This window comes from Mucilaginibacter gilvus (assembly GCF_004054195.1).
GTDB lineage: Bacteria > Bacteroidota > Bacteroidia > Sphingobacteriales > Sphingobacteriaceae > Mucilaginibacter > Mucilaginibacter gilvus.
In genome coordinates this window covers 1-26,466 of record NZ_SBIW01000030.1, presented here as the reverse complement: position 1 = coordinate 26,466, position 26,466 = coordinate 1, and the positions used below count along the sequence as shown (strand labels likewise).

The following is a 26,466-nucleotide window of genomic DNA, read 5'->3' as shown; positions in this document are numbered from 1 at the left end:
GCCTTATATCTCGCTTAAATATTTATGCACAAAGCTTATTGCCATGGAGCCTTCGCCTACGGCGGATGCTACACGGTTCATAGCGCCGGCGCGTACATCACCGGCGGCAAATATGCCGGGGATACTGGTTTCCAGCAAATATGGGTCGCGGTTCGACTTCCACATCTTCTCAAAATCCTGGCAGCTGTTCAGGTCCCGGCCGGTTTCTACAAAGCCTTTATCGTTTTTAATAACCGCCTTGCCCAGCCAATCGGTAAAGGGCTTCGCGCCTATAAATATGTAAAGCGCATCGGCATCAACGGTGCTGCTTTCGCCGTTATCCAAGTTTTTTATGTCCAATTGTTGCAGACGGGTGTCGCCTTTAGCTTCGGTAATTTCGCTGCAGGGCATCAGCGTAATGTTGCTTACCCCGCCTATCTGGTCGATAAGGTAGGATGACATGGTAGCGGCCAAACTTTCCTTCCTTATCAATATAAAAACCTGTTTAGCAAATTTAGATAGGTACATGGCCGCCTGCCCTGCCGAATTGCCTCCGCCTACAATGTATACGTTGGCATCTTTGCAACTGGCGGCCTCCGTCATGGCGGCACCGTAGTAGATACCCGCGCCCGTAAATTTTTCTATCCCGGGCGTGGTGAGCTGGCGGTAATCTACCCCTGTGGTAATCACAACCGACTTGGTCAACACCTCGGTATTGTCATCCATCACAACGGTTTTGTAATTATCTTTCAGCCTAATTTCTTTTACAGATTGGGGCGACAAAAAATCGGTACCAAAACGGGTAGATTGTGTAATGGCCCTGCGTGTAAGATCCGCACCGCTTAAGCCTGCCGGGAAACCAAGGTAATTCTCTATCCTTGAACTGGTGCCCGCCTGCCCGCCGGGTACTTTTCGTTCTATCAGCAAGGTTTTCAGCCCTTCGGATGAGCCGTAAACCGATGCCGCCAAACCTGCCGGCCCGGCACCAATAATCACCACGTCATATAATTCATTCTTGGCCGACTGGCTGAGGCCAATTTTGGTTGCTATATCTTTTACCGTTGGCGTTTTCAGCAATGTGCCGTCCGCGAAGATTATCGCTGGCAGGTCCTTAGCTTCCAGTTTGTTTAATTCTGATAGTTTTTTTGCTTCTTCTGAGTTCGCATCCAGCCATAAGTACGGGACCAGGTAGCCAGATAAAAACTCTTTAATATCGTGCGATTTGGGCGAAAACTGGTAACCGATAACTTTAATACCTTTAAAATCGGGGCGGTAATGGCCCTGCCAGTCTTCCAGCATATCGGTTATTACCGGGTACAGTTTTTCCTCGGGTGGATCCCAGGGTTTGGTGAGGTAATAATCCAGCTTTACATCGTTAATAGCCTTAATAGCTGCATCGGTATCGGCATACGCGGTAAGCAACACCCGTTTAGCATGAGGGAAAAAGGAGAGGGCTTTGCACAAAAAGTCTATTCCCTCCATCTCCGGCATGCGCTGGTCTGATACAAACATTGCAACCACCTCGCCTTTGTTCTTTAATTCCAGCAGGCTGTCTAATGCCTCCTTAACGGAGGTTGTGCTCAGAATGCGGTAGTCCTGACGGTAATGGTTCTTCAGGTCTCGCGTAATGGCCCGCAGTACCTGCGGGTCGTCGTCAATAGCAAATATGATAGGTTGATCCATGTTGATTTTAAATTCTTAATTAGTCATCGTTAATAGGGAAACATATTACAAATTCTGTATTCCCGGGCACCGAATGTACTTTTACGGTGCCGTTGTGCTGGCGGATGATCCGGGTAACCACATCCAGCCCCAGGCCGGTACCTTTGCCCATATCCTTGGTGGTAAAAAACGGGTCGAAGATCTGCGATTGCATTTCCTCGGGTATACCGGGGCCATCATCCTTGATTGTTATCTCCACAAACTGCCTGTCTTGCCGGGTTTTTATTTCCAGTGTGCCGCCGTTGTTTACCTCCATGGCGTCAATAGCGTTATCTATCACGTTTGTCCACACCTGGTTTAGTTCGCCGGCCATTGCTTTTACCTGCGGCAGGTTCAGGTCAAAATTTTCTGCTAATTTAATATTGCCTTTCTTTAATTTATAATCCAGCATGGTAAGGGTGTTGCGGATGCCGGTGTGAATATCCAGCAGTTGCTTATCGCTGTCCCTATCCATGTGCGTAAAATTCTTTACCGAAGTAACCAGCTGCGATACCCGCTGCGATGATTCCTTAATATCAGCTATCATTTTGGTAGCCAGCAGGTAATTATTCACCCAGGCAAGCACTATCTCTAACTGTTGCGATACCGGCGTGCAAGCGTTCATGTGATCCAGGTCTTCGGGCTTAAAATCAAAATCGACCAGGTTTTCGGCAAATTCCAGTTTTTTTATTTCGTGGTCCATCAGCCAATCAGCCAAATCATCTTCCCGGTCGGCTTTATCCATCATGCTCAATACCGGCCTATCGGTTTGGTTTGCGCGGGTAACCAACAACTCGTTTATGGTGTCCACCTTTTCGGGCGTCATATTCAGGCTTACTATAGCTTTAAACATTGCCGGCAGGTTTTGAATCTGCGCGTTTAAAGATGATGCCCCCCTGCTAATGGCTGCCGCGGGGTTATTCAACTCGTGTGCCAGCCCGGCCGATAGTTTACCCAGCGCAAACATCTTTTCGTTTTGTTGCTGCAGCGATGTAAAATCGCGGATGCGGCTGGTCATGGTATGTACCAGCGCTTCAGTCAGTTCGTAGTGGAGCTGGGTTGCTTCTTTTATTTTCTCGGATGGCACCCTAAAGATGCGGCATTTTTTAACGCATTCGCCAAAGCCCGGTGTTTTCTTGGCCCGGGAGAATGGCAGGTAACCCGTGATGCCCTGCTCGCGGATAACGGCAATCTCGCGCAGTTTGCCGCCCTGCACAGCGCAGATTCGGATGCGACCTTCCAATATAACGGTGGTCATGCTTACCGGGTCGCCAAATTCAAATACGCGCTCGCCTTCCTCAAAGGTCACAATTTCGCCGGCATCCATAAACCATTGCAATTGCTCATCGGGCACCTCGCTTAATACGGGGATGGCTTTTAATTCTTCTAAGGTTACTTCGTTCATTCCTCTGGTATGTATGGGCCGCCGGGCACTCCCCATCCCCATTTGGGCATAGGTGCATCCTGCTGTAAAGGGTTATCGGTTAATTTTGAATTGATGACAGCTATGCGGCTACCCCATTCCAGGTACGCTACCAATGCCGACCGAAATTCCGGGTCGTCTGCAAGTTGCAGCTCATCCACACTTTGCAGCAACAGAGCTATCCAGCGTTTGCGCTGCTCTTCGCTCAATAGCTTACCCACGTGGTGCGCCACCATTTTGCCGTGGCTGCCATCGTCGCCCTGCGTATATAACGGGGGACCGCCAAAAACTTCGGCTATAAAATGCGCCACGTGTTTGGTATGCACTGCCGACATGTTTTTAAAAACCGGCTCCAGCAGATCATCATGCAATACTTTTTCGTAAAAAACTTTGGTGAGGTTTTCTAAAGTCTCATTACCGCCCACCCAATCGTACAAGGTTGGTGTGTTTTTCATAGATGATAAAATTAGTAATAAAAAATGCTTGGTTGCATATAGTCGGGCGGTGAAAATGTTTCGGGGGTTATAACTCGTCGCTTCCGGCCGGTTCCGCAAATCCGTATCATTATTTTCGGGCGTGCCGGCAAGCGTTTTCACTACATTGAGCACGTAATTGGGTTTACAAAAGTTTACACTATTCAAAAAATATTTTTGTAAAAAATTAATAACCAATGAGTTGAACTTTTAACAGGGTTTACACTTTTTTGCTTCTTTACCGATAGTTTTTTGTTTGTAAAGTTGCGGCACCATACCCCGAAGCTTGCTCCACACCATACCTGTAAGACAGGCAGCCGACATACAATCCGGCAACTGCCGTGCAGGCAGGTTTATATCGATCAAAATTATTTTAAAATAAATTTGCGTAAGCAAATGCTTACCTATTATATTTGTAAGCGAACGCTTACATAATGTATTGATGAGAAGAGATGTTTTCCAGGCCATTGCCGACCCAACCCGCAGAGATATTATCAATTTAATAGCCTATAAGCCCTTAAATTTAAACAGCATAGCCGATAATTTTGAGGTGAGCCGCCCTGCCATCTCGCAACATATTAAAATATTGATGGAATGCGGGCTGATAGAAATGAAAAAGCAGGGCCGCGAACGGTATTGCGAAGCAAAGCTGGAACAATTAAACGAGGTATCGGAGTGGATAGAGCGATACCGCAAGCTTTGGGCCGATAAGTTCGACCGGATGGACGATATTTTAGATGAACTAAAGGCTAAATAATAGGTGCGGCGCTTTCAGCCCGTTAAATGGTCGCATTACCACCCCGCGGGAGTAAAGGAGCGACAGTATTTTTGATAACAAAATAAACTAAAATATTATGCAAAAGATATCACCGTTTTTATGGTTCGATGGCAAAGTAGAAGAGGCTATCCATTACTACACCTCCGTTTTTAGAAATTCAAAAATAAAGGATGTCCGTAATCACCCCGATGAGCGCCCAGGGAAAAAAGGGCAGGTTTTCACAGCTACATTTGAGCTGGAGGGAGTAGAGTTTATGATACTGGATGGCGGCCCATATTATAAGATAGAGAACCCGGCCATATCCTTTTTTGTAAAATGCAAAGACCAGGCCGAAGTGGACGAGCTATGGGATAAAATTGCCGAAGAAGGTACACCCTCAAGATGTGGCTGGATAACTGACAAGTACGGCGTTTCATGGCAGATCATTCCCGATGCCTTAGGCAAATGCCTTGGCGGTGCCGACCCTGCCGGGGCACAACGCGCCATGCAAGCCATGATGAAGATGGTAAAATTAGATGTAGCCGGATTGGAAGCTGCGTATAATAATAAGTAAGCACCATGAGAACCCCAAAAGATGTTGAAGAGTATTTTAGCTGGTTCTCTGAAGCAACACAAAACGCAATGCGCCAGGTAAAAGATACCATATTGAAAGTGATGCCGCAGGCCGAAGAAAGCATCAGTTATGCAATCCCTACCTATAAATATAAAGGCTTGCTGGCGCATTACGCGGCTTACGAAAAGCACATAGGTTTTTACCCGGGCTCGTTAGCCGTGGAGGTTTTTGCCGCCGATATCGCAGGTTACAAAAGCGCAAAAGGCTCCATACAATTCCCGTTAAATAAACCCATGCCATTAGAACTGATCACCAAAATTGTTGAATTCCGCCTGAACGAAAATTTGAATAACACAAAAACTAAATAATACCGCTATGGCAAGCAAAAACGAAACAACCATAAAAGCCGAACCCGGCAAACAGGACCTGTTTATCACCCGCGAGTTTGATGCTCCGCGCGAATTGGTATTCAAAGTATTTACCGACCCCGAACTGGTGCCACGCTGGCTTGGCCCGCGCGAATTAACTATGAAAATTGATAAATGGGATGCCCGCAGCGGCGGCTATTACCGTTACGTACATTCCGACGCGCAGGGTAATGCCTACGGCTTTCATGGCGTAATGCACGAGGTATCCGCCCCGGAACGCATCATTCAAACTTTTGAATTTGAAGGGATGCCCGAACCGGGCCACGTATCATTAGAAACCGCAAGGCTGGAAGAACTGCCCGGCGGCCGTACCAGGGTGGTCGTGCAATCTGTTTTTCAATCCGTTGACGATAGGGATGGCATGATCCAATCGGGCATGGAACGCGGCCTTAAGGATTCGCACTGGCGCCTGGATGAGCTATTTGAAGAACTGGCGAAATAAACATGGTTGCTTTTCTGCAGATGCTTATATTTGATACAGCTAACGCATAAGCATCTGCATTTCAATGAACTACTACACCATCCCTTGCAAACCTACCCTATCGCAATACGTGCGCTTTTTTTGGGTGCTGGAGCATGACGGTGTTACCCCGGCCCAACCCTATACCCACCGCTCCATGGCCGATGGTTGCTGCGAGTTGGTTTTCCATTACAAAGGGCGCTTTACCGATATTGCTGCGGATGGTTCGTCCAGCCCATCCTTCACTTCGGGTGTTGGCGGTCCATCCCAAAGTTTCAGCCGGTTTCATACACAAGAAGCATTTGGCATTTTTGGTGTGTACTTGTACCCTTATGCTATTGCCGCGCTGTTTGGCGTCCCGGCATCGGCAATTACCAATCAACAGGTGCACTTACCAGCTTTATTAGGCCAGGCCGGCAAGGATATCGAAGAAAAAATAATGTTGGCAGCTGATAATTACGAGCGTGCCGCCATCCTAATCACTTTCTTCGAATCGCAGCTAACTCGGTACCATAAACAACCACCCCCGGTTTTTAAGGCAATTGGCTATATCATTAAAAGTAAAGGCACGGTTACTGTTGATGCACTGGCGCAAAAACATTTTCTCTCCACCCGGCAGTTCGAACGTAATTTTAAGGAGTTTGCGGGCTTCAGTCCCAAGCTGTATTCGCGCATTATCCGCTTCCAGGCGGCTATAGAAAAGTATCGGGACAAAAACCGCTCGCTTACCGAGATCGCTTACGATTGCGGTTATTACGATCAATCACATTTCATTCACGATTTTAAGGAGTTTTCGGGCTATCATCCCAAAACATATTTCTCGGGCAATAACGAGGGCACCGAATGGAAAGAGGCGGAATGATGTCGTGTTTTTCCAATTTTGGCCCCTCGGAGCAAGCTACTTTTGATGTATTATTTAATTAATCAACAAAAAAACAATGGAGATCCCAAAAGTACACCAGGCTATTATGCCTTACCTGATGCTGAAGAACGCAGCCGGGTTTATCGATTTTACCCAAACGGTTTTTAATGCTGATGCCGGCATGAAACGCTTGCGCGATGATACCGACAACATTATGCACGCCGAACTCATGATCAGCGGTTGCACCATTATGTTCTGCGAAGCCAGCAATCAATGGGCAGTGGCCAATGCCAACCTTTTTATTTACGTAGACGACGCGGATGTAACCTACAAACTTGCCACTGAAAACGGCGCAACCACGGTAATGGAACTAAGCGACCAGGATTACGGCCGTACCTGCGGCGTAAGTGATCCGTTTGGTAATACCTGGTGGATCACATCTGTAAAAAAGTAATGTCGCATTTGATCTAACGAGGTGGTCACGATGTGACTGCCTCTTTTATGCCCTTTTTCTTCAATATTTCTAAAAATGGTGCATAATAACGTAATATGTTAGTTACCACGACATAAACTAAAACAAAATGGCCCAATAACCTTTGTAAGATAAATTATTCGTGATGCCTAAGTGGTTAAAAATTTCATTGAAAATACTGGGAGCCTTGATCTTGCTGTTCATCCTACTGGCTGTAGGCGTAACTGTTTATGTAGCCAACAATAAAGAAAAAGTGCTGGCGCAGGTAATCAAAAAATTAAATGAGAATTTAGACGGCACCTTAACCGTAGGCGATATCAAACCTTCGTTCTTTTCCAACTTCCCGGATGTATCGCTGGCCCTCAAGAACGTGGTTATCCGCGACAGGCAATTCCCCAAACATCATCATACCCTGCTCGATTCTAAGGATTTTAACGTATCGGTAAATGCAGGGGCATTGTTCCGCGGCGTTATCAGCATCAATTATATCGGCATAAACAACGCATCCATAGACTTATATACCGATAGTACCGGCTATAGCAACACCGCTGTTTTTAAGAAAGGGAAAAAAGATAGTATTAAAGCAGATGCCAACGAGGGCGGTTCTTCAACTCAATTAAAAAAGTTCAGCCTCAGCAATGTTGATTTTACCATCAACAATCAAAAAAGCCATAAGCTGTTTAATTTTGCTGTGGATGATCTGAACGGCAAAATGACCTATCCGGATACCGGCTGGCATGCCAATGTTCATTTAAATGTATTGGCCAAAAATCTCGCGTTTAACACCAAAAGAGGCAGTTTTATAAAAAACAAACAAATAACTACCAATCTGGATGCGGGCTTTAATGAAAAAACCGGGAGAATAACCGTCAAGTCGAACGATTTTGATATCGGTGGCGATGTTTTTGGGCTGAATACTATGTTTGTTACCGGTAAAGGCGACGACAGTTTTGCCTTCCATTTAACAAACGACAAGTTGCTTTGGAGCAGGGCTGCTGCCTTGTTAGCACCCAACATACAGCGTACGCTAAATAAATTTAACTTAGATAAACCCATCGGTGTTAAAGCAATTATCTCCGGCAGTTTTGGTGGCGGCGACCCTTACTTTTATGTAACCAGTGTGGTAAATGACAACCGGCTCACTATACCGGGCGCAATTATTGATGCCTGTAACTTTAACGCAGTATTTACCAACGAGAACATCAAAGGCAAGGGCTTTTCTGATGCGAACTCCATTATCCGTTTGAACAAATTTAAAGGAAGCTACAGCCATTTACCTTTTACCATTGATACGGGTAGCGTCACCAACCTGGAGGTACCGATAGCTACAGGCAATTTCAGATCTAAGTTTCCTGTGACCAACTTTAACAATTTACTGGGCAGCAATGTGGCCAGGTTTACCGGCGGTAATGCCGAAATGAACCTGAAATACAAAGCCGACATCGTAAACCTTAAGCTGAATAAGCCGGTAGTAAGCGGAACCATCGACCTGAGTAATGTGGGCATCAACTATATTCCCCGCAACCTTAAGTTAACTAATTCGTCCATCTCGCTTAATTTTACGGGTAACGATCTGCTGCTAAAAAACATTCGCCTGCAAAGCGGGCAAAGCATTGTGCGGATGGAGGGACAGGTGAAGAACTTTTTGAACCTGTACTACAGCGCACCCGAAAAAATACTGATCAGCTGGCAGGTAACCAGTCCGCAATTATACCTGGCGGAGTTCCTGGGCTTTTTAAACACTGCCAAACCATCGGGCAAACCGGCTAAACGGGCAAATAGCGATAACGTGATTGAACAATTAGCTACGGTACTTAACAACGCCAAGGCAGATATGCACATGCGGATCAACGAACTGCATTACCGCAAATTTTTGGCTACCAATGTAAATGCCGATCTGCTGCTCTCTGAGGACGGCATCCGCATTAATCAGGTTAGCCTTAAAACAGCTGGCGGCTCGTTAAAACTAAATGGCAATTTGGTGCAAAAAAACAAAGTGAACGATTTTATAGTGGCAACTACTATAAGCGATGTAAACGTGAGCCAGTTCTTTTATGCTTTTGACAACTTTGGGTTAACAGATCTGACCAATGAAAACCTAAAAGGCCTGCTTTCGGCCAGAACAAGCACCACCGGTTCCATCACCAATACCGGTGATATTGTAAAGCACTCTATAAGAGGTAAAGTATTGATCAATTTAAAGGACGGTGCGCTATTAAACTTTAAGCCAATTAAGAGCGTTGGTAAGTTCGCGTTTCCTTTCCGCGATCTTGATAACATCACCCTTTCCGCCCTAAACGGCGATTTTGATTTAATGGGGGATAAGATCACCATTAACCCTATGGAGATCAGTTCAAGCGTGTTAAATATGGATGTAGCCGGGGTGTACGGGCTCACCAATGGTACCGATATAGCTTTAGATGTGCCATTACGTAACCCTAAAAACGACGCGGAGATAACCGACAAAGAGGAATTGAAAAAGAAGCGCTTTAAAGGGATCGTTCTCCACATCCGCGCGCACGAAGAAGAGGGTAAACTTAAAATAGGCTGGAATAAAAACCACAAATAATTTGCATACCAATTGGTATATTTTACACTTTGCTATTCCACCGCAAACACAAAACAAGTAGCGGCATAAAAATTTAAACACTCAGGAATTTAAAAATACCAATTGGTATAATACAGCGTCGCCCTTAAAAGACAATTTCTCCGTCAGCCAGACTGTTTCTGGCTCGTCATTTATAATTTTAAAAATTCACACAATCAGGTATATATCAACTTCTTATATTACTTATTTAAAGCACAGGGGCGTTCCAAAGTGTTTCACAAAAAACTGTAAAATACTGACAGTCAACATTGTTTTTAAAACAAGTGTTCTCCATTGAAAGTGAAACAACAAGCGTGGGAAAACCGGGAGCAGCAAAGCGCTAAGGGGATGAATTATTCGCTGGGTAAACTCTTTATATCGATAACCGACGCATGTCCGCTTGTATTTCTTTTAAACGGCGTGTTCAATGGCACCAATTCATCAAAAAAGCCGCCATTTTTTAAAAAGAACATCGCGCCATTGCTACCACCGGCGTAATCTTTACGGTAGTTGGCCTTCGCGGTGGCATCGCCGGTGTAGGTAGCGCCGGTGGTTTCGTGCCAGTTATTGTTGCTATCGCCCAGCCATTGGTTTTTAAAGTTTGCCAGGCGTACCTGGTTGCCGCTATCTGGTTCAAAGTTCTCTACAAAAGAATAGAGGCTGGTTAAATAGGCATTGGTTTGCGGCCTGCTGAAACTGGCTACCAACAGCCATTTGCCCGCGGCAACATCATTAAACCATGCGGTATAAGTGGTATGCTTGCTGGCTTTATCAGGTTCTGCACGGAGCAGAAACGCGTACGTTTTTCCGGCTTGCCATGGGTAGAGCATATAGCTTTGCCCGCCCGAGCCTTCGTCGCCAAACTCTCCGCCGTGTACGGTGCTGCCCTTCTTCAAAAGTTTTACTTTAAGGCTGTCGGGAATACTTTTAGGGTCGTCAGTAGTGAAAGGGCTCCATACCGAAAACAGCAGCCGACGCTCGGTTGGGGAATTTACCTGCATCCCAAAGTAGCCGCCGCTAAAACCATCGGCCATAAAATACGAGCCTACCACATCCATTTTTGGGGGAACGCTTATCTCGTTATAAAACCATTTTACTTCTTTCTTTATCTCTCCCGGGATATCGTACCGCAAATGCACCGACGGTCCCCTCCTGCCGAAATGGTACGAGGAACCCACTCTTACATAGGTAAACTTATTTGCGTCAGTCGCGCTTGTAAGGATAAGATCGGTTACATCAGCATATCGGGCACCCGTTCTGTTTAATCCTTTCAGACTAACTTTTACATAACCCGCCTGCGCGATATTTACTTTACCAATGGCTATGGTGTCGAAAGCGGCATTACTTAACTCTTTTGTGAACGCTGTTTTGCCAATGGTGATGCTGATGGTGCTTTTACCAGCCGGGACACGCAGGCGTAACGACAAGTTAAGCTGTTGCGCGGATGGCACCCTGAAATAAATATCAGCGGCTGATTTTGGGCTCGTCCACTGCATCAGCCCATCGTCGGTTATTAGCGCGCTGCCGTTCACCCAGGCATTGCCGCCAAGCGGGATGATGATCTTCGGGGCATCCGCTAACGCGATGGTGCTTATAAAACAGGTAATGATCAGCAATAATTTTTTCATATCGAGGGCAAAATCAAAATGCTAAATTAAAATTATTCCCATTTGATAACCATAGTTTCTTCTGTATCAATGCTGATATGATTGCCGCCGGTTTTGCCGCCCTTGTTGGCAAACAGCACCGTCGGCTCCGGGGATGCAACTTGCGTCAACAATTTAACCTCCCTTCGCTCAGCCGATTTATTAATGATGATGGTGATAATACTATCACCACTCCGCATTGTTTTCATCAGCATCTTTTTTTGCGGGGTATCGAAGATAAAAGCACTGTGTTTGGTGGAGTGATCGAGCGCCTTTTTCAGGAACCGGTTCAAATGACTATAATCTTCCAGTACCCGGCTGCCCAGTCCCAACAATGAGGGAATCCACCAGGTAATACCTTTGCCATATTTGTTTTTAATGGCCAGTGCAGCATTATTCTCGCTTGCTATCGCTGTGCCGGTTGTTGGGCGCAGCAGCCCTACCCAGCCAAATGCGGGCAGCGTAATGCCATCAATGGTAATATCCTGCACTTCCTCTATGGCTTTATATTCCAGTATATCGGCACCAAACAGATCCCTCATAGGGAACCCCAGGCGCATGGTGCCAACCGCGTTCTCATCGTAATAGCCCGTTAAGCCGTCGGCAATTAATTTGCCCCCCTTTTGCACAAAGGCAGTTAGCAAAGGCCAATATTTAGATGGGATAGCTATTTGGTGCGCGAGGATAATACTGATGCCGCTGTAGTTGGCTTTAGCGAAATCAAACTCGCTTATCTCTTTAAAATTGGCCTGGAGCCCGCATTCGCTTAATGCCTCAAAATAGCCCAGGGCAGATTTCATCACTCCACCCTCATCCCGGCTTTCATAACTTTTGCCGCCTATCTGCAGTTTCCTTTCCACCCAAAGCGATTCGCGGGTGTAAAGGATGTTGATGCCCGATTCTACCTCCTTAGCGTGCTCAAACAGCTCAGCGTTTTGGCTAAGCACTTCGGTTATTTCGGTTGCCGCCAGCATCCGGTCGCTTGGTTCGTTCAGGTAGTTCAGCATGGCCCATTCCCCTGCCTCAATGCCCGAGGAGCGCGGGTTAAGGCACCAGAATATAGCGCCCTTGCTTTCTGTACCGATGGCTATCCACAACCACTGGCTTATTTCTGCCGCGGTTGGACAGAGCGATAAAAAACCACTGTAAGTATTGTTTCCTCCCTGTAACTCCGTCATAAACCAGGGGATCTCGCCCGCACCGGAGCGGATAATGGCGCAATTGGCTGCCACAGCCATTGCATATTGCCGGCGGTTAAAATAGCCAAAGTGCCAGCTGGCGTGCGCCGAACCGCCCAGGCTCGTTAAAAAATTCCGCCACGCGGTAAAATCGTACTCAGCTACGTGGTTAAATATGGCGTGGTTATTCACATGGATAATGCTACCCGCATCGTATTGATGGATCTCATTAGTCAGCCATTGCAAAAACCAAGTGTTGTAATACAGGTGAAAACGCTCATCGGCAAAATCAAAATGATCGTACCCGTTACTGTTATATTCGGGGTTTGCCTGCGCGGCCTTCCACTCTCCATATTTATCTGTGGCGAACTCCTCCTGTGGGAAATGACCCAGGCCCGGCTCATTCACCGGCACCCAGCCGTAACATGATTTAAACTGTTTAAAATGCGTCACCACATTTTTAATGTAGTTTGCTATTGAACGCAAATGCGTCTCATCGTTGGGGAACTTCAACCCGCCAAGGTCGGTAAAAGCGGTAGCAGGGAACAGGTTGCCATATATTTTAATGCCATACTTTTCGGCTGCCTTATAGGCCACATCAAACAACGTATAATCCCAAACCCCATTGGGCTGGTGCATATAGGTTTCAAAGAGGCGGATCCGCGTAACTACCATGCCTGCCTCCTTCAGTCGCAAAAACCAGGTATTTATCTCTTCCGCCGTTTGCCCCGGCTCTATAAAAACCTCAGCACCTATCATAATGGGCGTAGCCTGTTGTTTGGATGAATATTGCATACCCGTAAACAACTCCCTTAAACGCAAATGGTTTGAACCGGCGGGCATACCAGCAATACCGTTTATTAAAACTACCTTCACCAAAATGCAGGATCGCGCTTTGCGATGCACCCCCTTGGAACAAACCTTTAGCGATCTTATCGACACCTATCTGGATACCCAGGTGGGTATCTCCGAAGATTTTTTGAGCCTCGCCTTATCCGGCCACCTAAAAGACAACCTCATTGGTTTATTTAAAGATAAGCTGATGCTTGCCGCCGGCACCGGGAACGATAAACTAATAGCGCACAATAAACTGGTACGGGGCGACAGCATTTACTGGCTGGGCCGCGAGCATAATGACCCGCACGAAAACGCTTTCTTCGACTTGATGGACAGCTTCATCGAATACCTTAACCGCACCTGTTACACCGGCATTACCGGCTATGAATTTCATTATACCCTGTACGAAAAAGGTGCCTTCTACAAAAAACATATCGACCAGTTTCAAAATAACGGCAGGCGCGCCTACTCTATGATCATGTACCTTAATACAGACTGGGTGTTGGCAGACGGCGGCGAGCTGTGCATTCACCATTCAGATCGTGAACAACGTATCTCGCCAACCAATGGCAAAAGCGTGTTTTTTAAAAGCACCGAGATGGCGCACGAAGTAATGGTTACCACTAAATCGCGCATGAGCATCACGGGGTGGTTAAAGGTAAATTAAGCCTGCTTTTATATTTAAAAATTCTTGTCGCGTCCCCGTCCTTTCCTCTTTTATTTTGATAAATTGCTGCAAAGAAAAACGATGCTTTCCCGCTTTGCTACAACCACCCTGCTGCTTTTTATTTATTTGAATACCGCCGCGCAGGTACAGCTTGAGCAGCAACGCGTAGCCCTGAAGAAAGGCGTTACCATGGATCTTAAAATCCCAAAAGGGTACCATATCGCTATCGCCGCCGAGGGTTTGCGCCGCCTGCGGTTCCTGACCAAAAGCCCGGATGGCCGGTTGTTTGGTACCGATATGCATAGCCTGGCAGATAATAAGCGCGGTAAAATTTACCTTTTCGAGAAATGGGATAACGGCAGCAAACAGTTCAAAAAAACCACCCTTTTCGCAGAGAAACTGCATAACCCCAACCAGGTAATGTTTTATACCGATAAGGGCGTAAACTACATTTACATAGCCGAAACCGGCAAACTCTCTCGTTACGAATACCACGCCGGTGATAGCGCATTGCGTGGAACACCAAAAATCCTGGCGCGTTTCCCCGAGCAGGGCCTCGATTATAAATATGGTGGCTGGCACCTCACCCGCAGCCTGGCGCAGCATAACGGTAAAATTTACGTGAGCGTAGGCAGCAGTTGCAATGCCTGCATAGAAAAGGAAGCGATAAGAGCCTCCATCATAGAAATGAACCCGGATGGCAGCGGACAAAAAACCTATGCAAGCGGTGTACGAAATTCGGTAGCTATTAAATGGGTGGGCGATAAGCTTTGGGGTACTTTTATGAGCCGCGACTTGATGAAGCCCGACAATCCCGAAGACCTTTTTGGCACCATTGAGCAGGGCAAAAACTACGGCTGGCCTTGGTACGCACAATATAAACAACAAATTTACCCCGACCGCCAAATGATGGATTCGGCCAAAATTCAAAATATAAAAGTGCCAGCTAAGCCACCGCTTGCCTATTGCGGTTTTAAAGCACATTCCGCCCCTTTAGGGTTCGATATGTTCGGTAATTTTAATGATCCGCAGTTAAACGGCAATTTCCTGGTAGCACTCCACGGTTCTACGAGTACCTGGCGGCAGCGCGGCAACGCCGTGGTGATGATTACCGGAAAGGACAAGTATGTAGAAATTGCAACCAACTTCCAGATGGGGAAAAAGAAGAGCGACCGACTTGGCCGCCCCTGTGATGTAATGATGAATGATGCCAACTCCTTTTTTATCACCGACGACAAAAACGGGGCATTGTATTATGTGTGGCGATAAATAGCACTCGGGAACCACTATCGGAACTTCCCTCTCCATTTATAGTACTTCTATAAATCCGTCCGTTCCGTTCACCCTTATCCTTAGTCCGTCTTTGATCAGCCTGGTGGCGTTATCCACCCCAATAACCGCCGGTAAGCCATACTCACGTGCTATAACCGCGCCATGGGTCATCAGCCCCCCAACTTCGGTTACGAGGCCTTTTATGGACACAAACAATGATGTCCAGCTGGGGTCGGTGAAAGTGGTAACCAGTATATCCCCCTCTTCCGTGTTTCGGAAGAGGGTTTTTAAAACTCCGAACTTTCACGCGATAACAGCGCATTACGCACCAAATAAAAAAAGCGCTTAGATCTCTCTAAGCGCTTTTTTTTTTCTGCGGAATGGACGGGACTCGAACCATGACGCTATCGTAAAGACTATCAATAATTTATGTTTTTAAAATATGCCTTGGTAACCGATTAAGTAACCGAATATTTTAATTTCATTTGACTGGTTTTGAAAGAACTGTAATTTAAATATCGCTAAAATAAGCTTAATATCAAAATTAACTTCTGTATTTTAAAAGTTAAAGACTGTACTACTTTCATCACGTTTAACGCTTCGAGCACGTTTTATAAAACGACTATATTTCCATGTATTAAAAATTAAAAAAAACATCGGTACTACCGAAAAGCTTGTCAATTTAAATTAAATCTTTAAGGCAGTTTTGTACTTCAATCATTTAATTATGGCAACAGAAATTATAACTAAAGAAGATCTAAACGAGTTTAGGGAACTACTTTTAAATGACCTTAAAAATTTATTTCAAGGCAAGCCCATTTCGGAGAATTCCAAATGGCTCAAAAGCTATCAAGTAAAAAACCTGCTAAAAATTTCACCTGGAACTCTTCAGACGCTAAGAGTAAACGGTACGCTGAATTATACGAAAATTGGAGGTATACTTTACTACAAATACGAGGATATTCAGCGCTTGCTTTATGGTAACCGCAAAAGCAAATAATTGAAAACTAAGTACCTACGATTTAAGAGTTGTAAGTTCGTATATCAAGCAGGTAAAACAAATCTACATCCGGTATTAGCATAATAAAGCAGCCTATTTAAGACGAAATAGATAAAAAAATCTCCTTTGCTTTCAAAAGCGAATTAGTTGCCTGTGGTTTGAATTTTTAACTTTTTTAAAGTGATTTGAAATGTTTCGCTGGTTAATCGCATCGTAAAACACTCAGTCCAAATTGGACAATTTTCGAACTATTTTATGGAAGATTTAAGGAAATTATCGAATATTTTCATCAATAAATGAATGTGATGATCTTCCCCTTTGCCAGCCCGTAGGGGAATAGTCTCGAACCATTTTATCAAGGATTTGAAGCGTTTAGCAGGCTAACCGAATAGACAATGATCCAGCCCACACTGGGCAATTCTCGAACTATTTCTTGGAAGATTTAAGAAAAATATCAAATATTTCCATAGGCATATGAATGCGTCATTCTCCCCCCCGGCACCCCTTAGGGAGAGCCTCGAATCATTTATCAAAGATTTGAATAGATTTGTTTGTTAAAAGTATCCAATGATTATTCTCGCCCATTCCGTGGATAGAGGGAAGTTTTTTTCGGGAACCGCAAAGGATTTGCAAGTTGTGAATCTCTATTTTTAATATTAGCCACGAAATATTGTTGATGCTGAAATTTGAAGTCCTCTACGTCCTTTGATAGATATTCCGACAGAGTTGCGCATCGAGCTTTACAAAACTCGCATTAAGCTATAGGCAAGGTAAACCAAAACGTGCTTCCTTTGCCCAATTCGCTGTTAACGCCAATCTGACCGTTGTGCTTTTTGATGATTTCAGCTGATATGTACAATCCAAGTCCTAACCCGGAATACTGACTTCCGCTACTATCTACCCGGTAAAAACGATCAAATAAATGAAGTAATTTATCCGGCGGAATACCTGGCCCTTTATCTATAATCGATACTTTAGCCATATCATTTACTTTCTCAATAAAAATTCGGATCTCTTTTGAATCGGCTGAATATTTTATAGCATTATTAACAAAATTGATCACCACCTGGTCTATTCGCGCAGCATCAGCATATACCTCAACATCCGTATCCCCTTCCGTTATGATGGTATAAATACCTTCAGTGCGCACATGCGGGCAGCACTCTTCTATCAATTCAGAAAGATTGATCCGTTTTTTGTTGATGTGGAGTTGCCCTTCATTTGCAATACTTGCATTTAACAAGTCATCCATCAGAACGCTAACTTTGTCTAAACTTTTATTTGCTTGTACAATAAGTTTAGGCAACATAATGTTAGTAGGGTTATCCTTTATTCTGTTCAGCAATTGCAAAGAAGCTTTTAAACTGGTTATAGGTGTTTTAAGTTCATGGCTGGCAATGCTGATAAAATCATCTTTTTGTTGTTGCAGCAACTTAAGTTCTTGTATATCAGTTGCTGTACCAATCCATAATTGCACTTCTCCGGTATCATTTTTTATTGGCGTTAAACGGATCAAATGCCATCTGTAAGATCCGTCGGCACTCTTACCACGGATTTGAAACTCTCCGCCATCGCTTGTTTCACGAATTGAACGATATTCGTTTAAAGCAATTGGTAAATCATCAGGGTTAATGACCGTTTTACATCCTAATAAATTGGTTTGCTTATGATCTAACCCGGTATAGTCATACCATCGTTGATTGTAAAAAGTTATTTCGCCATCAGTTGTATTTGTCCAGGCTATTTGAGGCATGGTATCTAAGAGCTTCCTAAAAAGTTCTTCGCTTTCTTTTATCTTTTGGTTTAACAGTGCCTCCGGAGTTACCTCCCTGCCGATAACCGCCACGCCACTTATATTACCCCCTGTATCTCTTTGCGCCTGGTAAATAAATGTATAATAAGATAATTCCATTTGACCATTACGCACAAAATAAACCGGCATTTCGTAAGCATAATGGGGTTGGCCGGTTGTATAAACCCCGTTAAATAAATCATCAAACCCATGTCCAACCAATTCCGGCAAAGCGGTTAACAATGGCTTGCCTATCACATTTTTTCCTTTCCCCCAGGTTTCTAAAATAGCATCGTTGGCTACCTCGATTATCATTTCTTCCCCTTTTAAAATGGCGATAAGGGAAGGGGAGGAAAATATCATTTCCTGATAGCGATGTTCACTTTCTTCTATTTTTTTGCGGGATGTTACCTGCTCGGTTACATCGTAAGCAATTGTGGTCACGCCGGATATAGTCCCATCTTCTTCGTGAAAAGGCTGGTAACCAATATTAAAATATCGATCTGCCATTTTATCGTCATATCGCAGATGGGCAATTATTTCATTCGCATAGACAGGGGTGCCTGTTTTTAGAACGGACAATATCATTTCAGGGAATGGTTGATCTTTTACTTCGGGTAGTACCTGAAGCAATGTTTTACCTTCCACATCTCTACCTTTCCCCCAAAAATCTTTCATCAGGTCATTGGCAAGGGTGATTACCATATCTCCACCCTTCATGATACAAAATGCAAATGGAGACTTCATCAGCATCATGTAATACCGCTTCTCGCTGGCCGCGATCTGTTCTAATGACTTTGTTTTTCGTTCGAGTAGCCCCTTCAATGTTTCTATTTCTGTTACATCTTCAAGCCGTTGGGTGATATATTTTATATTACCTAATTTATCCAATACAGGTGAATGTGTAAGCCGAAATTGTTTTAGGTTAATAGCTATTTCAGGTGTGACCTTGGTATAAATAGGGATGCTAATGGTGTCAGTAGTTTTAAATTGCACGACTCGTTTTAAAGAAGACTGCATGTCACCTATGCTACCGGCAACAGGTTCGTTGGCCGCATTCGTCAACACTTCAAAAATATTTTTACCCGCAATGATTGCGTTTAATTTGTTAACTACTCTTAAATAAGCATCTGTTGCAGAAAGGATGGTGAGCTCTTTATCAACAATTAATAGTAATACCGGAGAATTATCGAATAAAGCTTTATAATCAGGAGTCTCCATTTTTCATTTTTTGTGGTTGTTGAATCAACAAAAATGAAAAAACAAACTTTCACTAATTTGCTTTCTTTCCTCGTATTGAAAGTAATTATTGTGGTCGGAGCAGGATTTATCCTGCTTAATTTTTAGCTAATTGACTTTTGTAATAAGTATTTATACTAGTGTCCTGTGTTAATGTTTAAAAATAACTCTCCAATTATTATCGCTTGATTGATAGACAGTTTAAAACAAGTTTTGTTTTAAACAAGGAATTGAAAGTGAAGACTTAAACGTATAAGAAATGGTGATGATGGTCGAGTATCTCCTCTCTCAACTCATAAAATATTTAAAGATCGGGAAGCACCTATCACTATAATAGAATATTATGAAGTCGGCAAAGTGAACCAAAATGTACTTCCTATCCCTATTTCGCTATCTACTCCAATCGTCCCGTTATGTTTTTTAATAATTTCAGAACATAAATAGAGCCCAAGCCCCAGGCCTGTATAAGTATCCCCACTGTGATCTACTCTATAATATCGGTCAAATAGGGAAGGTAAGTTTTTTGCCGGAATTCCGGCACCCTTATCAATAACTGAAACTTTTACCATGCCGGGAAATCTTTCGATTTGAATCTTGATGTCTTTAGAATCAGGGGCATATTTCATCGCATTAGTGACAAAATTTGTAACGACTTGTTCAATGCGGGAAATGCCAGCGTAAACTTCCAGGGTGGCATCACTTTCAATACTATAAGTGAAATCGGTTTCTTTAAGCACATTTTCACAACACTCGCTAGCTGATGTTTGGCTAAACAATCCAAGGATGTACCGGGAAGCTTCTGGTACAAGTGGCATGGCAGCAGCCATGAACTGTGCCATCAATCTATCGATGCCAGATGGCTGGGTACCTGAGTTTGCCAGGGACAAAGAAAACTGTTTTGTCATATAACCGGCAGCTGACCAATCAGCTAACGATAAAGACAAGCTGGAATACGAAAGCATGATGGCCGTTTTAGAAAAAACCGTACTTCCTACCTATTATAGCGATCAACCGCAATGGCTAAATATAGTTAAGCAGGCAGCGACGGACATCGTGCCGGCATTCGAGGCCAGCCGTCTGGCCGATCAATATTATCAGCATATGTACAACTAATTAAAGCGATGAAAAGAAAGCGATTACCGGCAAACAAATAACCTGTCGAACGGTTGGATAATCATAACATATACCGCATGTAAATTGATAAATTCTGTATATATCTACTTATAGCCGTTTGGGTTCTCAACGGTGATATTTAAGCATTAAACTCATATGTCCAATAGCACTTGCACACGGTATTTCCGTGTCTTTAGGAATGAGACATCGGTAACCGAAGTGTTTGGCAACGCTTCCCAATTACCTCGATCCGAGAAATTAACAACAGTCGATAAGTCCTTGCCTGATGGTAAAACTTGGAAGGATTACAGCCTGCGCTCCGAAGCTAAGGAAATGGCCAAGGCCGGTGCTTTAAAATATATTGACGAACTTATAGGTCAGGGAGAATCGGGTTTGGGCACCGTGCTGCAATACCGGATGTACCATTATGAGGATCTGAACATCAATCTGATCTATTCGAACATTGAGAATGTGAAAAGAATCGAAGAAGGCTTACCATTAGTAAACATCACGTCAGATCATTTGGTATGATATTAACGGTCAACGGCGGATCATCCAGCATTAAATTCGCGCTTTATCAGACTAGGAACCCGTTGGTCAAAATTATGAGCGGGCAGGTGACTCGAATCGGTTTACCTGGGGTTCAGCTAATATTTAAACAAAAAGAGGAACAGGATACATTATCCATCAAAGCCACTGATTATCTATCAGCTATCAATCATTTGATGGAATGGCTGGATTTAAAGGTGGATCCAAAAAAAATAAAAGCCATAGGACATCGTGTGGTACATGGGATGGAGCATACCGCCCCGGCTTTGATCACGCCTGCTTTACTTGCAGACCTAAAAGAAATTATTCCCTATGATCCTGATCACCTGCCCAACGAAATCAAACTGATCGAGGCCTTTCAAAAGCGCCACCCTAAAACACGGCAATATGCCTGTTTCGATACTTTCTTTCACCAGGATATGCCAACCGTAGCCAAACTACTGCCCATTCCGCGCCGCTTTGGAAAACATGGTGTACATAAATATGGCTTTCATGGCATTTCTTGCCAATATCTAATGAACGAACTGGAAAAGATAGCCGGTAAAAAAGTAGCGCATGGTCGTGTCATTATCGCACACTTAGGCAACGGCGCAAGTTTGACTGCGGTATACAAAGGCAAAAGCATCGATACCAGTATGGGCTTTACCCCAGCTGGTGGTTTACCCATGAGCAGCCGTTCCGGCGATCTTGATCCCGGTGTAGCCTGGGTAATGATCATAAAAGAAAAACTAAGTCCCAATCAGTTCAACCACCTCATCAACCATGAGTCCGGTTTGCTGGGCATATCCGGCACCAGTGGTGATATGGGCGACCTGTTGCAACAGGAAGACAACGATACAAAGGCTGCTGACGCTGTCAATCACTTTTGCTACCAGCTCAAAAAATGGATCGGAGCCTATTCGGCGGTATTGGGTGGTTTGGATACGCTTATTTTTTCCGGGGGGATTGGCGAGAACGCTCCGATCATTCGGTCGCGAATTTGCGAAAATATGGACTTTTTAGGCATTGAACTGGATAAAAAACTGAATAACAAAAATAACGACCTCATCTCGACAGCTACCGGAAAGGTAACAGTTCGTATCATCCCTACGGATGAAGAATGGATGATTGCCAAAACCGTCAGCGAAATGACCGCCCGGAAATAATTGACTTCTACAAAAAAAATCAAAGATGAATATCGTACCCGAAACTGCAACAAATCAAGCCGCGCCTTTATCCGCGAGTCTGTTAAAAAACATTCATGCCTATTGGCGCGCCGCTAATTACTTATCGGTTGGCCAGCTTTACCTGCGCGATAACCCTTTATTGAAGAAGCCGCTTAAACTGGAGCATATCAAAAACATGCTGCTCGGGCATTGGGGCACTACCCCTGGCCAAAATTTTATCTATACACACCTAAACCGGACCATTAAACAGCACGACCTGGATATGATCTATATTTCCGGGCCTGGTCATGGTGGTCCGGCTGTTGTGGCCGGTACTTACCTTGAGGGAACTTATAGCGAGGTATATCCTGCGATCACTGCGGATGAAGACGGATTAAAAAAACTATTTACCCAATTCTCCTATCCTGGCGGTATTTCCAGCCATGCTTCGCCGCAAACGCCGGGATCAATCCACGAGGGTGGTGAATTGGGTTATTCTTTGAGCCATGCTTTTGGCGCAGTTTTGGATAACCCCAAATTAATTGTTGCCTGTGTAGTTGGAGATGGTGAAGCGGAGACCGGGCCTTTGGCAACCGCCTGGCATTCTAATAAATTCTTAAACCCGCTAACAGACGGTACCGTATTACCAATACTCCATTTAAACGGTTATAAAATATCAAATCCAACGGTTTTAGCGAGGATCACACACGAAGAGTTAGAGCAACTGTTCCGCGGCTATGGCTGGAATCCGATTTTTGTAGAGGGTGACGACCCTATGGTGATGCATCAACTGATGGCCGCGGCTTTGGACGAAGCTATTACTCAAATTCAAGCGATCAAACAACGCGCCGATAATAATGATCTGGCAAGACCACGCTGGCCTATGATCATCCTGCGATCTCCCAAAGGCTGGACAGGCCCTAAAACGGTAGATGGCCAGCAGATCGAAGGGACATTCCGTTCGCACCAGGTACCAATATCCGTATCTGCTTCGGCACCTGCCGAACATTTGCAGCAGTTGGAAAGCTGGATGAAAAGCTATCATCCGGAAGAACTTTTTGATAATAACGGTACCTTAAAAGCTGAACTGACTGACCTTGTACCAAAAGGCAACCGCCGGATGGGGGCCAATCCGCAGGCGAACGGTGGATTGTTAATGCACGACCTCCGGATCCCGGAATTCAGGGATTACATGGTTGATGTGAAAGACCATGGCATCACCGGTGAAGGTGATGTGCATGTCAGCGGCCGTTTTTTGCGGGACCTGATTAAGCTGAACCCGGATAACTTCCGCATTTTTGGGCCAGACGAAACGGTTTCCAATCGCCTGGAAGAAGTATTTGCTGTGACCGACCGGCAATGGAACGCTGGCATAAAAGAACATGACGAGTTCCTGGCTCCAGCAGGCCGGGTGATGGAAATGCTGAGCGAGCACCAATGCGAAGGCTGGCTGGAAGGTTATCTGCTTACCGGTAGGCACGGGCTATTCAATTGTTATGAGGCTTTTATCCATATTGTTGATTCGATGTTCAACCAGCATGCTAAGTGGTTAAAGATGACACTGGAGATTCCATGGAGAAGAAAAATTGCCTCACTCAATATTCTACTGACTTCGACGGTATGGCGTCAGGATCATAACGGCTTTACCCACCAGGATCCTGGTTTTATTGATCATGTTATCAACAAAAAGTCGGAGATCGTGAGGGTTTATCTGGCACCGGATAGCAATTGCTTATTGTCCATTATGGATCATTGTTTGCGCAGCAGGCATTATGTCAATGTAATCATCGCGGGCAAACACCCTTCGCCGCAGTGGCTGAATATGGAAGAAGCCGTGGATCATTGTACCCGGGGTATCGGTATCTGGGATTGGGCCAGTAATGACCAGGACTGTGAAACCGACTTAGTGATGGCCTGTAGCGGCGATGTACCTACACTGGAAACTTTAGCAGCTGTGGCTATTTTGCGCGAGCATTTGCCGGAACTAAAAATTCGTGTGATCAATGTAGTCGATCTGCTCAAACTAGAAAGACAGGTTGATCATCCGCATGGCCTGAACGATAAAGACTTTGATTCGTTATTCACCACAAATAAACCTGTCATTTTTGCCTTCCACGGCTACCCGTGGCTAATTCACCGTTTAACGTATAACCGGACCAATAACCATAATATTCATGTCCGGGGCTACAAGGAGGAAGGAACGATTACTACGTCATTTGATATGACGGTATTAAATGAAATGGACCGGTTTCATTTGGTGATGGATGCCATTGACCGACTGCCACAGACCGGAAGTAGGGGCACTTACCTCAAACAATCGTTACAAGATAAGCTAACTCAACATAAGGAATACATTGATTTAAACGGGGAGGATATGCCCGAGATCAGGAACTGGAAATGGCAGCAATAACACAAACAGAACAGAAGCGGCGGTCCGGCTCAAACAGTTTGGCATAAATACGTTAAAAACAACAGCAAACAGCTCTGGTTTCTTACTTTTATTGTCCCAATTCAAAAGCCCGATCACAATCATGCTGATTGTTGCTGCGATCTTATCTGCTGCCCTGGGCGATGTATTGAATACTGTGATCATCCTGACAATTGGGCTGATTAGTAGCTTGCTCGGTTTCCGGCAGGAAAGGGTGCCGCCGATGCTGTAGTAGAACTAATGAAAATGGTACAATTATATGGCGCAGCGCTCCGGGATCAAAGATTTTAGCAACTTCAAAAGGCAGTTGATGAAAGAAACTGGCCCCAAGGAATCGCATGGTCAGGCTTTCCGGAATATCCCAATAATAGACATTAATAATATGAACGTGCTAGTTTCACAATTCGGAATACTGATTTTTATTTAATTGTTATAGAGGTATAAGCCGCCCCTGTTAAAGAGCGGCTTATACCGTTATGATAAGCGAGATGATAAGTGTGAATTACATTTTCATCTTATCATGCATCATACCTTTTTTCATGGGCATTTTCATCATTTTGCCACTCATCATAACGCATTGGCCTTCTTTTAACATCATGGTTTTACCGTCTTTCATTTTTACGGTACCGTCTGCCATCACCATAGTTCCATTTGTCATGGTCATTGTTTTGGTCATGGGCATACTTTTACCATGCATCATCGTCATCATTTTGCCATTCATCATCATCACCGAGTGATTCATTTTTTTCATTGACCCGTGCGACATCTTATGCATGGAAGTGTCGGACATCTTGGTTTGTGCCATTGCGCTACAACTTAATGTAACCGCAGTTAAAGCGATCATAATTCTTTTCATGTTTTCTTTGGTTAGTTTTACTAATATCAACACCCATTAATTAGGCCACGTTTATGAATTCATTCATTTATTTTCAGCATACTCGCATTAATAGCTACTACTATGGTACTTACCGTCATCAGTCCAGCACCAGCCGCCGGACTTAATACTATGCCTGGATTTATAAAAACACCTGCCGCGAGCGGCAGGGCAATGACATTATAGCCTGTTGCCCAGATAAGATCAGACTTACAATATCCTTTGGATTATTGTTCACTAAAACTATTCCTGCTGTTTCTGCCGCGATATCGCTTCCTGAACCCACTGCTATTCCAAGGTCTACCTGGGCAAGTGCAGGCGCATGGTTAACGCCATCGCCAGTCATCGCTACAAATTCGCCTCTGCCTTGCAATTCTTTGATTTTCTCTAACTTCTGATGTTGCCTTATTCGGTTGTCTTCATCAGTACCGGCGATAAGCAAAACACTTTCTATTCCTTGCATAGCGTTATCCAGGGAGTTGATATCGTCATAGCCCCATTGATGTAGATCCTGAAATTGGTGAGCATTACATTGCTCCACCCCAAAAAGTTAACATCATCTGTAGGTATGTTAAAAGTGATAGTTCTATCGGTCTTAAATTTTTGAAATTGCTCTTGCCGGGCATCGGGCAGCAACTTTATCATCACATCTGTAAGTTGTTGTTTTGGGTCGCTATACGTGTTTATCTTAGTAATAATGTCGCCTTTGAGTTTAGAATGCGCTAGTCCTAAACCTGTGAATGAATCGTCGGTTATATTCAACTTGTTATCTTGCTGCGCCCAATAAATAAAGGCGCGGTTTTCCTGGTGAATATACTTTAGCACAAAGCTTTTAAAATCCTGGTACAGGGCGTACATAAAACTTCTGTAAGTAATTAGCCCGGGTACATTTCACTTGCTATCTGCGCTTTTATACGGTCCAGTTCTTCTTGTTTCTGTTCAATTTTAGCTACTATGGCCAGGTACTGTATTGCCATGTTAGTATACTCAAAAAGTTTTACGTTACGCGC

The 26,466-nt window shown here is 44.4% G+C and carries 25 protein-coding genes and 2 pseudogenes; 16 read left to right on the top strand and 11 right to left on the bottom strand.

Annotated features, from left to right (window positions below):
- Positions 1-3: 3 nt before the first annotated feature.
- Genes EPL05_RS22920 through EPL05_RS22910 form a run of 3 tightly spaced genes read right to left on the bottom strand, consistent with a single transcriptional unit; the run spans position 4 to position 3,558 of the window.
- A complete protein-coding gene (locus EPL05_RS22920) occupies positions 4-1,662 on the bottom strand; it encodes an FAD-dependent oxidoreductase (RefSeq protein ID WP_128536321.1) in 1,659 nt (552 codons plus the stop codon).
- A gap of 19 nt (positions 1,663-1,681) precedes the next feature.
- Entirely contained in the window at positions 1,682-3,085 is a 1,404-nt protein-coding gene (locus EPL05_RS22915; protein WP_128536320.1) for an ATP-binding protein, read from the bottom strand.
- Positions 3,082-3,558: a group II truncated hemoglobin gene (locus EPL05_RS22910; protein WP_128536319.1), complete on the bottom strand. Its 477-nt coding sequence runs from the start codon at positions 3,556-3,558 to the stop codon at positions 3,082-3,084. Before EPL05_RS22910 ends, EPL05_RS22915 begins: the two co-directional genes overlap by 4 nt.
- Positions 3,559-4,018: 460 nt before the next feature.
- On the opposite strand from EPL05_RS22910, the gene EPL05_RS22905 reads away from it, so the two are divergent.
- The 7 genes from EPL05_RS22905 to EPL05_RS22875 all read left to right on the top strand — a co-directional run bounded on the left by EPL05_RS22905 (position 4,019) and on the right by EPL05_RS22875 (position 9,698).
- Positions 4,019-4,333 (top strand): ArsR/SmtB family transcription factor, encoded by a 315-nt coding sequence (locus EPL05_RS22905; RefSeq protein WP_128536318.1) that lies wholly within the window; start codon positions 4,019-4,021, stop codon positions 4,331-4,333.
- A 97-nt stretch (positions 4,334-4,430) separates the two neighbouring features.
- Positions 4,431-4,907, top strand: coding sequence for a VOC family protein (locus EPL05_RS22900; protein WP_128536317.1), 477 nt, complete (start codon positions 4,431-4,433; stop codon positions 4,905-4,907).
- A gap of 5 nt (positions 4,908-4,912) precedes the next feature.
- Positions 4,913-5,275, top strand: coding sequence for an iron chaperone (locus tag EPL05_RS22895; protein WP_128536316.1), 363 nt, complete (start codon positions 4,913-4,915; stop codon positions 5,273-5,275).
- Between the two features lie 7 nt (positions 5,276-5,282).
- On the top strand, positions 5,283-5,777 hold the full coding sequence (locus EPL05_RS22890) for an SRPBCC family protein (RefSeq protein ID WP_128536315.1): 495 nt from the start codon (positions 5,283-5,285) through the stop codon (positions 5,775-5,777).
- Positions 5,778-5,841: 64 nt separating this feature from the next.
- Entirely contained in the window at positions 5,842-6,657 is an 816-nt protein-coding gene (locus EPL05_RS22885; RefSeq protein WP_128536314.1) for a helix-turn-helix transcriptional regulator, read from the top strand.
- 76 nt (positions 6,658-6,733) lie between these two features.
- Positions 6,734-7,111 (top strand): VOC family protein, encoded by a 378-nt coding sequence (locus tag EPL05_RS22880; protein ID WP_128536313.1) that lies wholly within the window; start codon positions 6,734-6,736, stop codon positions 7,109-7,111.
- Positions 7,112-7,274: 163 nt separating this feature from the next.
- Positions 7,275-9,698 carry an AsmA family protein gene (locus EPL05_RS22875; RefSeq protein WP_128536312.1) on the top strand — a complete coding sequence of 808 codons (2,424 nt, stop codon included), beginning with the start codon at positions 7,275-7,277 and terminating at the stop codon, positions 9,696-9,698.
- Between the two features lie 371 nt (positions 9,699-10,069).
- Here EPL05_RS22875 and EPL05_RS22870 read toward each other — a convergent pair whose 3' ends face one another.
- Together EPL05_RS22870 and EPL05_RS22865 are read right to left on the bottom strand one after the other, a co-directional pair.
- Positions 10,070-11,344, bottom strand: coding sequence for a DUF3472 domain-containing protein (locus tag EPL05_RS22870; protein WP_128536311.1), 1,275 nt, complete (start codon positions 11,342-11,344; stop codon positions 10,070-10,072).
- A gap of 32 nt (positions 11,345-11,376) precedes the next feature.
- Positions 11,377-13,416 (bottom strand): beta-galactosidase trimerization domain-containing protein, encoded by a 2,040-nt coding sequence (locus EPL05_RS22865; RefSeq protein ID WP_128536310.1) that lies wholly within the window; start codon positions 13,414-13,416, stop codon positions 11,377-11,379.
- 4 nt (positions 13,417-13,420) lie between these two features.
- On the opposite strand from EPL05_RS22865, the gene EPL05_RS22860 reads away from it, so the two are divergent.
- Together EPL05_RS22860 and EPL05_RS22855 are read left to right on the top strand one after the other, a co-directional pair.
- The gene (locus EPL05_RS22860; RefSeq protein ID WP_208394821.1) at positions 13,421-14,044 is read left to right on the top strand and encodes a 2OG-Fe(II) oxygenase; all 624 of its coding nucleotides are present in this window, start codon (positions 13,421-13,423) and stop codon (positions 14,042-14,044) included.
- A gap of 81 nt (positions 14,045-14,125) precedes the next feature.
- Complete coding sequence (locus EPL05_RS22855) at positions 14,126-15,313, top strand: PQQ-dependent sugar dehydrogenase (protein WP_128536309.1); 1,188 nt, start codon at positions 14,126-14,128, stop codon at positions 15,311-15,313.
- A 39-nt stretch (positions 15,314-15,352) separates the two neighbouring features.
- Here EPL05_RS22855 and EPL05_RS22850 read toward each other — a convergent pair whose 3' ends face one another.
- Positions 15,353-15,571, bottom strand: coding sequence for a PEP-utilizing enzyme (locus EPL05_RS22850; protein ID WP_394342748.1), 219 nt, complete (start codon positions 15,569-15,571; stop codon positions 15,353-15,355).
- A 472-nt stretch (positions 15,572-16,043) separates the two neighbouring features.
- Here EPL05_RS22850 and EPL05_RS22845 point away from each other — a divergent pair, with 472 nt between their 5' ends.
- Positions 16,044-16,316, top strand: coding sequence for a helix-turn-helix domain-containing protein (locus EPL05_RS22845; protein WP_128536308.1), 273 nt, complete (start codon positions 16,044-16,046; stop codon positions 16,314-16,316).
- 754 nt (positions 16,317-17,070) lie between these two features.
- Here the strand turns inward: EPL05_RS22845 and EPL05_RS22840 are convergent.
- Entirely contained in the window at positions 17,071-19,329 is a 2,259-nt protein-coding gene (locus tag EPL05_RS22840; protein WP_128536307.1) for a PAS domain-containing sensor histidine kinase, read from the bottom strand.
- Positions 19,330-19,688: 359 nt separating this feature from the next.
- Positions 19,689-20,309 (bottom strand): sensor histidine kinase, encoded by a 621-nt coding sequence (locus tag EPL05_RS22835; RefSeq protein WP_243837362.1) that lies wholly within the window; start codon positions 20,307-20,309, stop codon positions 19,689-19,691.
- Between EPL05_RS22835 and EPL05_RS24130 the strand changes: the two genes are divergently transcribed.
- From EPL05_RS24130 to EPL05_RS24535, 6 genes and pseudogenes are all read left to right on the top strand, one after another.
- Entirely contained in the window at positions 20,308-20,460 is a 153-nt protein-coding gene (locus EPL05_RS24130; RefSeq protein WP_166727796.1) for a hypothetical protein, read from the top strand. The two genes, EPL05_RS22835 and EPL05_RS24130, sit on opposite strands and share 2 nt — an antisense overlap.
- Positions 20,461-20,739: 279 nt before the next feature.
- A complete protein-coding gene (locus EPL05_RS22830; protein ID WP_208394820.1) occupies positions 20,740-20,991 on the top strand; it encodes a hypothetical protein in 252 nt (83 codons plus the stop codon).
- Positions 20,988-22,154 carry an acetate/propionate family kinase gene (locus EPL05_RS22825; protein ID WP_128536305.1) on the top strand — a complete coding sequence of 389 codons (1,167 nt, stop codon included), beginning with the start codon at positions 20,988-20,990 and terminating at the stop codon, positions 22,152-22,154. The genes EPL05_RS22830 and EPL05_RS22825 overlap by 4 nt, the downstream gene beginning before the upstream one ends.
- A gap of 25 nt (positions 22,155-22,179) precedes the next feature.
- On the top strand, positions 22,180-24,564 hold the full coding sequence (locus EPL05_RS22820) for a phosphoketolase family protein (protein ID WP_128536304.1): 2,385 nt from the start codon (positions 22,180-22,182) through the stop codon (positions 24,562-24,564).
- Positions 24,527-24,652, top strand: a pseudogene (locus EPL05_RS24565) (hypothetical protein); the annotation flags it as partial. The gene EPL05_RS22820 and the pseudogene EPL05_RS24565, both read left to right, overlap by 38 nt.
- Before the next feature lie 33 nt (positions 24,653-24,685).
- The gene (locus tag EPL05_RS24535; protein WP_262708211.1) at positions 24,686-24,814 is read left to right on the top strand and encodes a hypothetical protein; all 129 of its coding nucleotides are present in this window, start codon (positions 24,686-24,688) and stop codon (positions 24,812-24,814) included.
- Between the two features lie 270 nt (positions 24,815-25,084).
- Here EPL05_RS24535 and EPL05_RS22810 read toward each other — a convergent pair whose 3' ends face one another.
- The 3 genes and pseudogenes from EPL05_RS22810 to EPL05_RS22800 form a co-directional block, all read right to left on the bottom strand.
- Positions 25,085-25,333, bottom strand: a complete 249-nt coding sequence (locus EPL05_RS22810; RefSeq protein WP_166727795.1) for a DUF6799 domain-containing protein — start codon at positions 25,331-25,333, stop codon at positions 25,085-25,087.
- A 164-nt stretch (positions 25,334-25,497) separates the two neighbouring features.
- Positions 25,498-25,856 (bottom strand): annotated as a pseudogene (locus tag EPL05_RS22805) (heavy metal translocating P-type ATPase); the annotation flags it as partial.
- Between the two features lie 50 nt (positions 25,857-25,906).
- A complete protein-coding gene (locus tag EPL05_RS22800; protein WP_128536302.1) occupies positions 25,907-26,314 on the bottom strand; it encodes a hypothetical protein in 408 nt (135 codons plus the stop codon).
- Positions 26,315-26,466 lie beyond the last annotated feature (152 nt).